Origin of the sequence: Janthinobacterium sp. NFX145 (genome assembly GCF_049810325.1) — a bacterium.
Classification (GTDB): Bacteria; Pseudomonadota; Gammaproteobacteria; order Burkholderiales; family Burkholderiaceae_D; genus Janthinobacterium; species Janthinobacterium rivuli.
Genome location: NZ_CP187360.1, coordinates 1,086,697 through 1,101,495, shown reverse-complemented (window position 1 = coordinate 1,101,495; position 14,799 = coordinate 1,086,697). Strand labels below are relative to the sequence as shown.

The window sequence follows — 14,799 nt, the reverse complement described above, 5'->3', positions numbered from 1 at the left end:
AGGCCATGAATTTTTCCTCCCTCTCGATCAAGAATCCGATCCCGGCCATCATGCTGTTCGTGCTGCTGACCCTGGCCGGTCTGCTGGCCTACAAGGCCAATCCGGTGCAGGATTTCCCCGACATCGAACTGCCCATCGTCACCGTCAGCGCGGTGCTGCCCGGCGCCGCGCCGGCCCAGCTGGAAACGGAAGTGGCGCGCAAGATCGAAGACTCCGTCGCCACCCTGCAAGGCGTGAAAAACATCTACACCAAGGTGCTCGATGGCGTCGTCACGGTGACCGTGGAATTCATCCTGGAAAAGCAGATCGCCGAAGCCGTCAACGATGTGCGCGACGCCGTCGCCCGCGTGAAAGCGGACATGCCGGCCGAGCTGCGCGACCCCACCGTCACCAAGGCTTCCACGGCCGGACGGGTCGTGCTGACTTTCATCGCCACGGCGAAGTCCGGTGTCGATAATCCGCTCGATGCGCCCGACCTGTCCTGGTTCGTCGACAACACGGTGGCCAAGCGCCTCCTGACCGTGCCCGGCGTGGGCGCCGTCACCCGTGTCGGCGGCGTGTACCGCGAGATCCAGGTGGAACTCGACGAGGCGCGCATGGCCGCATTGAAAGTGTCGGCCCTCGACGTGTCGCGCCAACTGCGCCTGGTGCAGCGTGAAGCGCCTGGCGGCAGGGGCGACATCAGCGGCGCCGAGCAGTCCGTGCGCACCATCGCCACCGTGAAAACGGCCGATGAACTGTCGCGCGTCGAAGTGCCGCTGCCGGACGGGCGCCATGTGCGCCTGGACCAGGTCGCCACCGTGCGCGACACCATCGCTGAACCGCGCGCGCTGGCCGAGCAGGACGGTAAAACCGTCGTCGCCTTTGAAGTGTTCCGCACCAAGGGCGCCAGCGAAGTGGCCGTCGCCAAGGGCGCGCGCGACGCCATCGCCGACCTGCAGAAAGAAAACCCGAACGTGGTGCTGCAGCAGTCGATCGACAATGCCTTCCCCGTCGAGGAAAACTTCGACGGCTCGATGGAGCTGCTGTACGAAGGCGCGCTGCTGGCCGTGCTGGTGGTGTGGTGGTTCCTGCGCGACTGGCGCGCCACTTTGGTGGCCGCCGCCGCTCTGCCCCTGTCCGTGATGCCCGCTTTCCTCGGCATCTACTGGTTCGGCTACACGCTCAATACCGTCACCCTGCTGTCGCTGGCGCTGGTCGTCGGCGTGCTGGTCGACGACGCCATCGTGGAAATCGAAAACATCGAGCGCCATCTGCGCATGGGCAAGTCACCGATGGAAGCGGCCATGGAAGCGGCCGACGAAATCGGCATGGCGGTCATCGCCACCACGTTCGCGCTGGTGGCCGTGTTCTTGCCGACGGCCTTCATGAGCGGCATTCCCGGCCTGTTCTTCAAGCAGTTCGGCTGGACGGCCGTGCTGGCCGTGCTGGCGTCCCTGGTGGTGGCGCGCCTGCTGACACCGATGATGGCGGCCTACATCTTGAAACCGCTGCCGCACAAGGAAGAGCAGGATGGCTGGCTGATGACGCGCTACCTGACGGTCATGCGCTGGTGCCTGAACCACCGCGGCATCACGGCCATCGCCGCTGCCCTGTTCTTTGTCGGCGCCATCGCGCTCGTGCCGCTGCTGCCGACCGGCTTCGTGCCGGCCGCCGACCGCGCGCAGACACAGATCAACCTGGAACTGCCGCCCGGCTCCACCCTGGGCGAAACGCAGGCCGTGGCGGCCCTGGCGCGCGATGCGGCCATGCGTACGCCGGGTGTCCAGGGCGTCTTCAGTTCAATTGGCGGCGGCTCCAGCGGCGACGCCTTCGCCCCCGGCGCGGCGGCCGAGGCGCGCCGCGCCGTGCTGACCCTGACCACCGTGCACCGCACGGAGCGCAAGGAATCGATGGCGGACCTGGAAACCCAGCTGCGCAACAAGCTCGATACCATCCCCGGCGCCCGCTTCACGGTGGGCCCGCCCGACACGGGGGTCAAGATGCAGCTGGTGCTGCGTTCGGAAGACCCGGTGGCTTTGATGGCGGCGGCGCAAAAGGTCGAGCGCGAGCTGCGCGGCCTGAAAGGCATCGGCAACGTCAATTCCAGCGCCTCGCTGGTGCGCCCGGAAATCATCGTGCGTCCTGATTTCGCCAAGGCGGCCGACCTGGGCGTGACGGCGGCAGCCATCGGCGAAACCGTGCGCGTGGCCACGGCCGGCGACTACGACACGGACCTGACGAAAATGAACCTGCCCGAGCGGCAAGTGCCGATCCGCGTCAAACTGCCCAACAGCGTGCGCGCCGACCTGGCCGCCATCGAGCGCCTGACCGTGCCCGGCAAGAATGGCCCGGTGCGCCTGGCGAACGTGGCCACGGTGACGATGGAAAGCGGCCCGGCGCAGATCGACCGCTTGAACCGCAGCCGCAACGTGACCCTCGACGTGGAACTCGGTTCGCGCACCCTCGGTGAATTGAACGTGGAAGCGCGCGCGCTGCCGTCGATGAAGAATTTGCCGCCGTCCGTGAAGATCGCAGAACTGGGCGACGCGCAGGAGATGGCCTCGCTGTTCGCCAGCTTCGGCCTGGCCATGCTGATCGGCGTGCTGTGCATCTACTGCGTGCTGGTGCTGCTGTTCAAGGACTTCATGCAGCCGGTGACCATCCTGGCGGCGCTGCCGCTGTCGATCGGCGGCGCCTTCGTGGCGCTGCTGATCACGGGCAGCGCCCTGTCGATGCCGTCGATGATCGGCCTGATCATGCTGATGGGGATCGTCACCAAGAACTCGATCCTGCTGGTCGACTATGCGATCCTGGCGCGCCAGGCCGGCATGAACCGCTTCGACGCGCTGGTCGACGCCTGCCACAAGCGCAGCCGTCCCATCCTGATGACGACGATCGCCATGGGCGCCGGCATGATGCCGCTGGCACTGGGCTGGGGCGCCGACCCCAGCTTCCGTTCGCCGATGGCCATCACCGTCATCGGCGGCCTGATCACCTCGACCCTATTGAGCCTGCTGGTGGTGCCGGCCGTGTTCACCTACATCGACGACCTCGAGCACCTGCTCAAGCGCGGCATGGCCAGACTGCGCCGCCAGAAGGCGCCGCTGCGGCGCGATGACAAGGTGGCGCTGGAAAAATAAGCGCTACGTCTAATTGCAAAATCGCCCCCCGCGGGCAAGGAAGCGAAGGACCGGCCGCCAGGCCGCGCTCCCTCGCTTCCATCTATCTGGCATACTGCGCCCATTCTCCATGAACGCAATCTGCCCTGCCTATGAATTACCGTACCCCGCTCGTCCTGCTACTGGTATCCGCACTGCTCGGCGCCTGCTCGGACAAGACCACCCCCGCCAGCGCCGACCTGGCAGCTGACGTGGTCACCGATGTCCGCGCAGCCGCCGCCGCTGACGATGCCGCATCGGCCGAACACGTGCCGCCACCGGCCGCCACCGCCCCCAGGACGGAAGCGATGAACACACCGCAGGCGCGCGAGCGCGAAGTGGGCATGATGCGCGCCATCTTCGGCAAGGACTATCGCAGCGACAGCGAAGATGCGCTGGCCGACCTGTCCGATCCCGATAACCACGTCGACAAACTCAGTTACGTGGTCAGTGCCGTCAGCCACAAGCTGCTGCCCGATGGCCGCGCCATCCTGGTGGCGAATGCGGAAACGGCCAACACGGAAGGCACGGCCGAATCGGCGCATGCCTCGTCAGGGCTGCTGAATGTGTTTTTCCTGGCGCCCAAGGGCCAGCCGGAAGACGGTCAGTGGCAAGTCGTGAAACGCCTGGAAAACATCGCCGCCCTCGGTTCTTCAGGGCAGCTCGGCGAAGTCCACTGGGTCATGCTGGGCGCGGACAAGCCGGGACTGGCGATCCGCCATGGCTATACGGGCCAGGGCTACACCATCACACAACTGGCCCTGTTTGAAATCGGCGACGGCAAGGTCACCGCGCTCGATGGCGGCATGGACCTGTACTCGGACAATATGGGCGCCTGCACGCCGGACATGGATGAATGCTGGATGGTCGACGGTAAATGGCGCTTCGCGCCGGCGCGCAATGGCGGCGCCTACGACGACTTGCTGATCGATTTCAGGGGCGCCTCCGAGAAGATCAAGCCCGGCGTCACGGTCAAGCCCGACGAAGACCCGCCGCGCATCGCCACGCCCCTGAACGGCCACGCGCGCTATGGCTTCGATGGCAAAGGGTACAAACTGATTGAAGGGAAGAACACGGTGCCTGGCGTCTAGCTTATACCCGCCAGGCACCGTCACGCCGCTACCTGCGCGCCGCCTCCAGGCGCACCAGCAGCGGCGCATACATGGCACGCGTATGGCTGCTCCAGCGGTCCATGGCGCTGTCGATATCGAGCAGCAGGCGGTCCGACAATACCTTGTCACCCTGCTGCAGCGCCCATATCGCGCACTCGGCGCGGCATTCGAAGCTGTTGTAGCGCGTCAGCGCGTCGTCGAATTCCGCCTTCGCTTCCACCTGGCGCCCGCTTTGCGCCAGCGCACGCGCCGTCAGCAGGGACACCATCTCGGGACGGAATTGGATATCCGTGCGGCGGATGAATTCCAGGTGCGTCAATGCCTCGGCGCCCCGTTCGCACTCCAGATAGGCACGCGCCGCGCCCAGGCGAATTTCCAGGTCAGATGAAAACGCTCCTTGCAGGCAGGCTTCGTAGGTCGATGCCGCCTCCTGCGCGTCGCCCGCTTCGAGCAGCGCGCTGGCCAGGCGCATCTGGTTTTGCGCCGTCGGCGTGTACTCGAAGGCCGCTTTTGCCTCGCGCAATTCGCGGTTCGGATCGAGCACCTGCACGGCGACCGACGCGACCTTGCGCGCGCCTTGCGGCAGGCGCGAATTGGGCAGATAGATGGCGAAGAAATACACCACGCTGCCCAGCAGCGGGAACATGAATAAAATGAGCAGCCAGTACAGCTGCTGCCCGTTGCGCACCACATGGACCGCAAAAAACAATGCGATCAGGATGTGGATGCCTATGCCAAAAATCGTCATGCTGCGACCTCGTTCGTGACGGGAGCGGCTGGCACCATGCCGCCGCTTTCCCTGATCAGAATATTACACTGGCCGCGGCACATGGCCGCGCCGTGCACGCGCGCCTATTGCGTCTTGGCGGACCAGCCGCCGCCCATGGCGCGGTACAGGTCGACGGAAGCGACGAGAATGCGCGTCTTCAGCTGCAGCAGGCCTACATCGGCGCTGTACAGGGTGCGCTGGGCGTCGAGTTCTTCCAGGTACGAGGCATAGCCATTGCGGTAGCGGTTGTGCGCGATGCGCAGGGTATCGGCCGCCGTGGCGCGGCGCGCATCGTTTTCCACGGCTTGCTGCCGCAGCCGGTAGATGGCGCCCAGGCTGTTCTCCGTTTCGGCGAAAGCATTGCGCACCACGTTTTCATACGCGTACACGAGCTGGTCGCGCTGCGCGCCAGCCGCATCCGTCTGCGCCTGCACCCGTCCGCCGTCGAACAGGGGGCCGGCCGCCAGCGCCGTCAGGCGCCACAGGGCCGTCGGCGCATGCAGGAAATCGGTCAATGTCGTCGCTTGCCCGCCGCCGACGGCCGTCAGCTTGAACGAGGGCAGCAGCTGGTCGCGCGTGGCGGCCAGGCTGGCGTTGGCGGCCGCCAGGTTGTGTTCCGCGCGCGCGATGTCGGGCCGCCGGCGCAGCAATTCGGACGGCAGGCCGGCCGGCACGCCGGGCGCCGCCAGCTCGGCCAGCGGCAAGCCGCGCGCGATGGGGCCGGGATTGCCGCCGACAAGCACGGCCAGCGCGTTTTCCTGTTCGAATATCTGCCGCTGCAACTGCGGCACCTGCTCGGCCGCCGCATGGTATTCCGATTGCGCCTGCAGCCATTCCAGGCGCGAGCTGTAGCCCACCTCGAACTGCTTGCGCGCCAGCTCGCGCGACTGTTCCCGCAGCTGCAGGGTCGATTGCGTCAGCGCCAGCTGCGCGTCGAGCCCCCGCAGATTCAGGTAACTCGTCGCCACGCTGGCGGCGATCGACAGGGCCGCCGCATCGAGGCTGGCCTGCTCGGCGCGGTAGCTCTCGCCTGCCGCATCACTCAGACTGGCCAGCCGGCCCCACACGTCGATTTCATAACTGGCCTGCAGTTCCGCCTGGAAGACATTCGTCACATACGGCTTGCCGCTGGACGCCAGGGTGCGCGTGCGCGTGGGCGAGCCGTCGAAGGCCAGGTTGGGCGCGCGGTTCGCGTCGGCCTGCGCCAGGCGCGCGCGGTACTCCTGCACGCGGGCGCGCGCCACGCGCAAGTCGCCATTGCGCGCCAGCGCCTCGCCCACCAGGTCGCTCAAGACCGGATCGCCAAAAGCCTGCCACCACAGCTGCTCGACATGGGCCTCGGTCGCCGCCGGTGCACCGATGGCCTGCGCGCGCCAGCCGGACGGCAGCTGCAGTGCCGATGCGGGCTGCGGCGGCGCGTTGGCGGCGCAGCCGGCTAGCGCCAGCGCGCCAGCCATCAGCAGGAAACGGCGCTTCATGGCTTGGCCTTCTTCGGTGGCGGTGGCGGCGCGGGATTCTCCGCCGAGTCGTTCAACACGGCGGACGTGTCGACGCTGACCACTACCGACATGCCCGGCACGAGGCGGCGCGCATTCGCCTGGCCCGCATCGATGCGGATGCGCACGGGAATGCGCTGGGCGATTTTGAGGTAGTTGCCCGTCGCGTTATCGGCCGGCAGCACGGAAAATTCGGAACCCGTAGCTGGCGAGATGCGCTCGACCTGCCCGGTCAGCACGGCGCCGTCGAGCGCATCGACGTGGAAGGTGGCGCTCTGCCCCTCCTGCACGCCATTCATTTGCGTTTCCTTGAAATTGGCGATCACCCACATCTGGCGCGGCACCAGCGCCATCAGCTGCGCGCCCGAATTCACGTAAGCGCCCTGGCGCACCGTCACCTGGCCCAGCTGGCCATCGGACGGCGCCACGATGCGCGTGTTATCGAGGTCGATCTTCGCTGCCTTGACGGCCGCCTGCGCGTTGGCCACGGCCGCTTCCAGCGCCTGCTTGTTGACCACCACGCTATGCACGCTTTGCTGGGCGATGTCGAGGTTGGCGCGCGCCTGCGCCAGCGCCGCCGCCATCTGCGCCTGCGCGGCGCGCGACTGGTCGTGTTCGCGCTGCGACAATGAACCATCGGCCACCAGCTGCTCCACCCGATTGAGGTCGGCGCTGGCCTTGCGCGCCTGCGCTTCCGCGTTGGCCATCACGGCCTCGCTGACGGAAATGCCCGCCTGCGCGCTGGCCTTTTGCTGCGCCCAGTTCGACAGCGCCGCCTGCTGCGCGGCCAGCTGGGCCTGCGCCTGCTCGTAGCGCTGCTGGTAGATGCGGTCGTCGATGCGCACCAGCAGTTGGCCCTCCTTGACGTCCATGAAATCCTGCACCGTCACCTCCACCACATAACCGGACAACTGCGTGCCGATGATGGTCACCTGCCCGCGCACGGTGGCGTTTTCCGTCGTCACGATGGGACTGGTGAACGGCGGCAGCCGCCACGCGTACAGCACGATCAGCACGCCCACCAGGGCCACGGCGGCAAAGGCCAGCGCGGACAGCCATTGGTGGCGCCGGTCCGGCTGCGCCGTGGAAGGGGCGGCGGGTGCGGGTGCGGGTGCGGTGGGCTGTACTGGCGGCGTGGTGTTATTTTCTGTCATTGCTCGGTTCCGAATTGGTAATGGGGACGATGGCCATGGCCGTCTGTGCATCGCGCACGGGGCCGACCAGGCGGCGCGCGCCGGTGGTGATGCGGGTCCAGGACTGGCTGACCAGCATCCAGATCAGGGTGGCGATGGCGACGCCTGCGATCATCAAAAAAACGTCGTTGTAGGCCAGCACGTTGGCTTCGCGCGTGGCGATGGCGCCCAGGCGCGCCACGCCCTGGGCGCTGCGCAAGGCGGGATCCGTCAGCACGCCGCCATAGCTTGCGGCGCCCGACTGCACGCGCGCGGCCACCTGCGGATCGAGCATGGTGAGATGCTCGACCAGGTAGCTGGAATGGTATTTTTCACGCGCCGTCTGGATGGTGCCGACGATGGCCGCACCGAGCAAGCCGCCCAGGTTCTGCGTCATGGTAAACATCACGGAAAAACTCACCAGATTGCGCGGTTCGGCGATCACGGCGCCCATGCCGGCCACCATGGTGGGACCGAGGAAATACGTGCCGCCAAAGGCCAGCAGAAACTGGCTGACATACATGTTGACGGGGCGCGTCTGGCTGGTGGCGTGCGCGTCGATCAGGGCACCAAAGGCGATCAGCAGCAGCGCGAACATCAGCGAACGGTTCAGGGTGGCCGGATTGATCGTCAGCGCGCTGACCACCAGGCCCGCCACGCTGCCCAGCAGCACCACGATGAACAGGTTCTGCATCTGGTCCGTGTTCAGGCCCAGCGCCTGCAAAAAGCCCACGGCGCCCGTCGATTCGGACAGCACGATGCGAAACAGCAGCACGGATAAAAACAGTTTGGCGATCTTGCCCGTGGTGAGCCAGCGCGTGTTGAGCAGCGGGCGCGCGCGGTTATGCTCGATGGCCAGCGAGGCGGCGATCAGCACGATGGAGCATGCCAGGCACACGCCCACCCACTCGGACTCCATCCACCACGCCGTGCGCCCCTGCGCCAGCACGGCGCACAGCAGCGCCACGCCGGGCGCGAACAGGATGAAGGTGAGGAAATCGAGCGGCTCGAACGTCTGCACGCGGTCACCGGGCGGCAGTTTCAGGGCCAGCACGCAACCCAGCGCCAGCAGGGCCAGTCCCAGTTCGAACAGGTACAGGCCGTGCCACTCGCCGATCTGCAGCAGTTCGGACGTGAAGATGCGCGCCAGCGGCAAGGCCAGCTGGGCAAAACCCAGGCCCAGCACCACGCCTTTCAGGCGGTGGCGCGCGGGAAACGCCTGCAGGGTGTAGTACAGCCCCAGCACGCCGAGCGCGCCACCCACCATGCCATGTGCGGCGCGCACGGCGATCGCCGACGGCAAGGTATTCGCATACAAGTGGGCGAAGGTGACGAGCGCATACAGCACCAGGAACGCTTCCGTAAACAGGCGCAGGCCGAACTGCTGGCGGAACTTCACCAGCAGCAGATTCATGGAAACAATGGTCATCACGTAGGCGGCCGGCAGCCACTGCATCTGATAGGCGTAGGCGGCCAGCGATCCTTGCAGGTTCAGCAAATTGGCCGTCACCAGGCCGTTGCCCAGTCCCCCCGTCAGCGCGACGATCAGGCCGACGATGAAATACGCGACACGCTTGGGCGTCGAATGTTCGGGCATCGATGGCGACCCGGGCAAGGTCGGGCGTTCGCCCGGTCCCCAGGTGCGAGGTGTGTACTTGTCCATGCAGTAATCGCGATCCGGTTTGCTGAAGCCGTTCCTTGCTGCCGTTCTGCTTCCTTCAAGCAAATAGTTGCAAATGAACAGTTCTAGTCAGCAGCATATCACCGCAGGACGTTTTTATTGTTTACATTGTTGCATGGCGTTGCGCCTGCGGCGCAAACAGCGTATGCAACGGGGCCGGCGGTTGCGGCCCCTGTGCCGATGCAGCCTCTCACACCCGCGGCGGGTCCGTCTCGCGCGCAAACGCCCGGTGCGCGGCCAGCGCCTTTTTAAAGGCCGCCACGGCTTTCACCAGGTCGCCGGACGGCGCGACGATGATGGCGGGATCGGGCTTGCCATCGGGCAGGGTCAGCGGCACGCCCGCCTTGTCCAGCAAGTCCTTGCCCGCGCCGATGGCCAGCATCGGCTTGCAGTGGCGGTATTGCAGGCGCAGGAAGTCGAGCGCGTTGGCGTCGCTACCCAGCTGCTGCACGGCGCCCTGGCCGTCCGGCACCACGACGGCATCGAACAACACGGACGGTCCCGCTTCAAGCGAAATTTCCACCTCGAGCGGCGCGCCGCCGCTGGTGTCGACTTTCCCCAGGTGGCTGCCCGCCAGGCGCGGCACGGCGCCATCGGCCAGCAGCGCGGCATAGATATTGCGCACCTGCGCGCCATCGCTGCCCGGCCCCACCAGGATGGCCACGCGCAGGGTATGGATGCCCGTCTTGCCGGGGCGGAAAAAGAGCGACAGCGCCGGCGATGGCGGATACGCGGGCAGCGGCTGCAGCGAGGCACGCGGCATGGCGGGCGGCAGCGCCAGGCCCAGGCCATCGGCCAGGCGCTGCGCCAGGGTCTCATCGACGTTGCGCAGCATGGCGACGATGCGCTGGCGGATGGCCACCGTTTGCACCTTGCTCAACTCAAAGCGGAAGGCATGCACGATATGGTCTTGTTCGACGGGCGTCTGGCTGATCCAGAACAGGCGCGCCTGGGCGTAGTGCTCGGCGAATTTCTCGGGCTTGCCGCGCACCTTGTCGCCCTCGGCGGAAGCGGGAAAACTGTTGAAACCCTTCGCGCCCGCCTGGAACGGACAGCCGCCCGCCAGCGAGTTCGGTTCATACGCGACCCGGCCCCGGTTGATGGCCTGGCGGTGCATGCCGTCGCGCTGGTTGTTGTGCACGGACGCCAGCGGCGCATTGATGGGAATTTCGTGGAAATTGGGGCCGCCCAGGCGTGTCAGCTGGGTATCGACATAGGAATGGATGCGTCCCTGCAGCAGCGGATCGTTGGAGAAATCGATGCCGGGCACGATGTGCGCCGTGCAAAAGGCCACCTGTTCCGTCTCGGCGAAAAAATTGTCGGGATTGCGGTTCAAGACCATTTTCCCGACGGGGATGAGCGGGACGACTTCTTCGGGAATCAGCTTGGTCGGGTCGAGCACGTCGAAGGGAAACGCTTCCGCCTGCGCTTCCGTGAAGACCTGGAAGGACAGCTCGTATTCCGGGTATTCTCCGCACTCGATGGATTCCCACAGGTCGCGCCGGTGGAAGTCGGAATCGGCGCCGCTGATCTTGACGGCTTCGTCCCACACGAGCGAATGCGTGCCGGCCATCGGCGACCAGTGGAATTTGCAGAACACGGACTGGCCCTTGGCATTGACGAGGCGGAAGGTGTGCACGCCGAAGCCCTGCATCATCCGATAACTGCGCGGGATGGCGCGGTCCGACATGACCCACATCAGCATGTGCGTGATTTCCGGCGACAGCGAGGCGAAATCCCAGAAGGTGTCGTGCGCGCTGGCCGCCTGCGGCATGCCATGGTGCGGCTCGGGCTTGACGGCGTGGACCACGTCCGGGAACTTCATCGCATCCTGGATGAAGAAGACGGGGATGTTATTGCCGACCAAATCCCAGTTGCCCTCGTCCGTATAAAACTTCACGGCAAAGCCGCGCACGTCGCGCGCCGTATCGGTGGAACCGCGTTCGCCGGCCACCGTGGAAAAGCGCACGAAGACGGGCGTGCGCTTGCCCGCCCTGGCGAACGGCGCGGCGCGTGTCAGCTTGCTTTGCTCCTTGTAGCATTCGAAGTAGCCGTGGGCGGCCGAACCGCGCGCATGCACGACTCTCTCGGGGATGCGCTCATGGTCGAAATGCGTGAGCTTTTCACGCAAAATAAAATCTTCCATCAGCGTGGGGCCGCGCAAGCCCGCCTTCAGCGAGTTCTGGTTGTCACCCACGGGCACGCCCTGATTGGTCGTCAGCACGCAGCCGCTGTCGTCGCTACGGGCGCCATCGAGCGAGGCATTACGCGCATTCTCGCCCGGCGCCGGCTGGCCAGCGCCCGTCTTCGGAGAAGGTAGCGTTTCGCCCGTGGTGCTGGCCGTGGCCAGCGGCTCGCCCGTCGCCACATGCACGCCTTCGGGCGGCGTGCGCGCCGCCTCGCCATACTGGCCATCCTCCTTGGGATTGACGGCCATGGCGGCGGCCAGTTGCTGGCCGGCGGCCGTCTTTTGCAGCAGCGCGCGGGTCACGTCGTTGTCCGCGCCCAGGCTGTGCGGCGCATTGCTGTCGGATGGGCCGGACATGCTGCTCATGACGGAGCCAGCACCGTCCGTGGACGGCGTTTTCTTGTTGGTAGCCATTACGTCTCCTGTGAGTAGTTTGCCCCGGGAGAACGCTACAACTCCCTCATTCAGCGCACGAACAGGGCAATCAAAATAATGATGGGAATAGGTATGCCGATCAACCACAACAAAATGGAGCGCATCATCACTCTCCTTTACTGCCTGCTACTACCTTGTACCTTATGCGCGTGGGCGCCGGCTCGCCCCGCCATGACGGCGAAGGGAACGGCGCCCACGACAAAACCTTCCAGGAAGGCGCAGAACTTATTTGCGCGAACCCAGCAGTTTCGACAGGCCATAACCGGCGGCAGCCGCGATCAGCAGGGACACGGCCGGGCGCTCGCGCACATAATCGCGGCCCGTTTCGCCGGCGCGCTGGCAGGCGGCGCCCAATTGCTTGCCACGCGCCATCAGGCGTTCGGAAGCCTTGTTGACGCTGTCGCTAACCTGGCCGATGCGGTCGCCCACTTGGTCCACGCCGTCATGGGCGCGCGTGGCCACCTTGTCGGCCAGGGGCTGGGCCTGGCTTGCCACCTTGTCGATGGTGCGGTGCAAATCCTGGCGGGTATCCTGGGCGGTGCCGTTCATATCGGAGCTGGTTTTTTCAATCGCGTTCATGATGGTTTCCTTTAACAGTGAATAATTTCAACCATGCTCGATGCCGTGACCGAATCATGATTCTCCTCGCTTCGGGGAAAAAGAAGCGGCTAAACGCTGCCGGGCTGAGCCATATCAAACAGTGGATCAGCAGCAAGCTGTTGGCACTACCTTAACTGCCCAAGCCACGCGCCACCGTGCGCTGCCACACCTTGAGGCGCAGACTTAAATTCCTGTTGGAAATAACAATCCCCACCGGCCTGTTGGGGCGGGCGGGGAAGTCAAATATGTATGGATTTTTAAGCGAATTTTCCGCATAATTGCGAGATGCAATATCCATACATATAAACAAATGTCCAAATCAAAAGCCATACAAGAAGAAAGCCGAGTCCATGCGTGGATCACGCCGTTCGTGCAGCACGGCGGTCCGCGCTACCTGCAGATCGCCGACATGCTCGAGCGCGCGCTGTCCGATGGCAGCCTGCGCCCGGGCGACCGCTTGCCGCCGCAGCGCAGTCTGGCCGCGCTGTTCCAGATCGACCTGACGACGGTGACGCGCGCCTATGACGAAGCCAAGCGCCGCAATCTGCTGGAAGGGCATGGCGCCCGCGGCACCTATGTGGCGGCGCCGAAAGTGGAATTGACGCAGATGCTGGACCTGAGCATGAATATCCCGCCGCCGCCGGTGGGCGTGGATTTTGACGACTTGCTGAAACAGGGCGTGGCGCAGGTGCTGATGCGCACGGACAGCGATCTGTTGATGAGCTATCACCTGGGCGGCGGCGGCAAGGCCGACCGGGCGGCAGGCGCCGTCTGGCTGGCGCCCATGTTCGGCGACGTCGATGCGGAACACGTGGTGGCCTGCCCTGGCGCGCAGGCGGCGCTGGCGGCGCTGATCCTGACCCTGAGCCGGCCCGGCGACGCCATTCTCACGGAAAGCGCCGTGTACCCGGGCTTGCGCTCGGCGGCGGGGCAGTTGAACCGCAAGGTCATCGTCGTGGAAAAGGATGCGGACGGCATGCTGCCCGAGGCGCTGGAAAAAGCCAGCCGCAAGCACCATGCGCGCCTCGTCTACCTGAATCCCACCCTGCAAAATCCAACGGCGCACACCATGCCGGCCGCGCGCCGCCTGGCCATCACGGAAGTGGCCATCCGCTGCGGCATGCACATCATCGAGGACGATCCGTACTGGCTGCTGGCCTCCGACGCGCCGCCCCCGCTGGCCCATTTCGCCCCTGGCCACGTGTCGTATATCGCCACCCTGTCGAAATGCCTGGCGCCCGGCTTGCGCATGGCCTATGCACTGGTGCCCGACGCGCAGTTGCGCGAGCGCTTGCTGCAGGCGCTGCGGTCCTTCTCCCTGATGGCCACGCCGCTGACGACGGCGCTGGCGACGCAATGGATACACGACGGCTCCGCGCATGCGCTGCTGGCCGGCATCCGCAGCGAAGCGGATGCGCGCCAGGACATCATCCGCACCATCCTCACCGGCGCCAGCCACCCGCGCAGCGACGGTATCCATGTCTGGTTTTCACTGCCCAGCTACTGGACCTCGCGCGAACTGGCCGCCACGGCCCGCGCCCAGGGCGTGGCCGTCACGGCCTCGGACGCCTTCTACGACAGCCGCCCGCCGAACGCCATCCGCATCTCGCTGGGCAGCCTCCGCGATCGCGCGCGCCTGGCCAGCGCATTGAAGAAATTATCGCTGCTGCTGGCGCACAAGCCGGCCGTACACGGGGAATTCGTCATTTAACGGCGCAAACGCGCATCGACCGAATACCTGCCCGCGCCGCTGATGGCAATCGTGCCGAAGACGATGATCAGCAGCCAGCCGAACTGGCCGTCGGCGATGCTCCAGTCAGGGTGCACGAGCAGCATCGACACGCCCAGCAGGAACAGCAAAGGCAGGCAGGCCAGGCGCGTCAGCAAGCCGGCGGCGACCAGCAGCGGGCAGACGATTTCCGCGAACAGGGCGCAATACAGGGTGACGGCGCGGCCCAGGTGCAGCGGGTCGTCGATGTGCGCCAGTTCCTCGGAAAAATGCAGCAGCTTGGGCAAGCCGTGCACGTGCAGCACCAGCAGCGCGCCCGCCACGCGCGCAAACAGCAAGCCGGCATCGGGTAAAAAGGGGCCGGCCAGCGCCGCCATCGAGTTTTTCTTCATGATTACTCCAGTGGGAAAGCCAGTCGGCGCGGCGCGCCGCTGCCAGCCATCATAGGCAGGCGGACACTTGGGCGCGACTGGTCTT

At 65.8% G+C, this 14,799-nt stretch carries 10 protein-coding genes; 3 read left to right on the top strand and 7 right to left on the bottom strand.

The window, feature by feature from the left end:
- Positions 1–5: 5 nt before the first annotated feature.
- Together ACPJXG_RS04880 and ACPJXG_RS04875 are read left to right on the top strand one after the other, a co-directional pair.
- On the top strand, positions 6–3,122 hold the full coding sequence (locus ACPJXG_RS04880; RefSeq protein ID WP_425253581.1) for an efflux RND transporter permease subunit: 3,117 nt from the start codon (positions 6–8) through the stop codon (positions 3,120–3,122).
- Positions 3,123–3,253: 131 nt separating this feature from the next.
- Complete coding sequence (locus ACPJXG_RS04875; protein WP_425253580.1) at positions 3,254–4,231, top strand: hypothetical protein; 978 nt, start codon at positions 3,254–3,256, stop codon at positions 4,229–4,231.
- A gap of 28 nt (positions 4,232–4,259) precedes the next feature.
- On the opposite strand, the gene ACPJXG_RS04870 is transcribed toward ACPJXG_RS04875, so the two are convergent.
- The 6 genes from ACPJXG_RS04870 to ACPJXG_RS04845 all read right to left on the bottom strand — a co-directional run bounded on the left by ACPJXG_RS04870 (position 4,260) and on the right by ACPJXG_RS04845 (position 12,572).
- Positions 4,260–5,000, bottom strand: a complete 741-nt coding sequence (locus ACPJXG_RS04870; RefSeq protein ID WP_425253579.1) for a tetratricopeptide repeat protein — start codon at positions 4,998–5,000, stop codon at positions 4,260–4,262.
- A gap of 104 nt (positions 5,001–5,104) precedes the next feature.
- Positions 5,105–6,499 (bottom strand): efflux transporter outer membrane subunit, encoded by a 1,395-nt coding sequence (locus ACPJXG_RS04865; RefSeq protein ID WP_425253578.1) that lies wholly within the window; start codon positions 6,497–6,499, stop codon positions 5,105–5,107.
- Positions 6,496–7,671, bottom strand: a complete 1,176-nt coding sequence (locus tag ACPJXG_RS04860; protein WP_425253577.1) for an HlyD family secretion protein — start codon at positions 7,669–7,671, stop codon at positions 6,496–6,498. Before ACPJXG_RS04860 ends, ACPJXG_RS04865 begins: the two co-directional genes overlap by 4 nt.
- Entirely contained in the window at positions 7,658–9,352 is a 1,695-nt protein-coding gene (locus ACPJXG_RS04855) for an MFS transporter (protein ID WP_219307770.1), read from the bottom strand. Before ACPJXG_RS04855 ends, ACPJXG_RS04860 begins: the two co-directional genes overlap by 14 nt.
- 208 nt (positions 9,353–9,560) lie before the next feature.
- Complete coding sequence (locus tag ACPJXG_RS04850; protein WP_425253576.1) at positions 9,561–11,972, bottom strand: catalase; 2,412 nt, start codon at positions 11,970–11,972, stop codon at positions 9,561–9,563.
- A gap of 246 nt (positions 11,973–12,218) precedes the next feature.
- On the bottom strand, positions 12,219–12,572 hold the full coding sequence (locus ACPJXG_RS04845) for a DUF883 family protein (protein ID WP_035821729.1): 354 nt from the start codon (positions 12,570–12,572) through the stop codon (positions 12,219–12,221).
- A gap of 331 nt (positions 12,573–12,903) precedes the next feature.
- Between ACPJXG_RS04845 and ACPJXG_RS04840 the strand changes: the two genes are divergently transcribed.
- Positions 12,904–14,304 carry a PLP-dependent aminotransferase family protein gene (locus tag ACPJXG_RS04840; RefSeq protein WP_425253575.1) on the top strand — a complete coding sequence of 467 codons (1,401 nt, stop codon included), beginning with the start codon at positions 12,904–12,906 and terminating at the stop codon, positions 14,302–14,304.
- Here ACPJXG_RS04840 and ACPJXG_RS04835 read toward each other — a convergent pair.
- The gene (locus tag ACPJXG_RS04835) at positions 14,301–14,714 is read right to left on the bottom strand and encodes a DoxX family protein (protein WP_200880283.1); all 414 of its coding nucleotides are present in this window, start codon (positions 14,712–14,714) and stop codon (positions 14,301–14,303) included. The two genes, ACPJXG_RS04840 and ACPJXG_RS04835, sit on opposite strands and share 4 nt — an antisense overlap.
- Positions 14,715–14,799 lie beyond the last annotated feature (85 nt).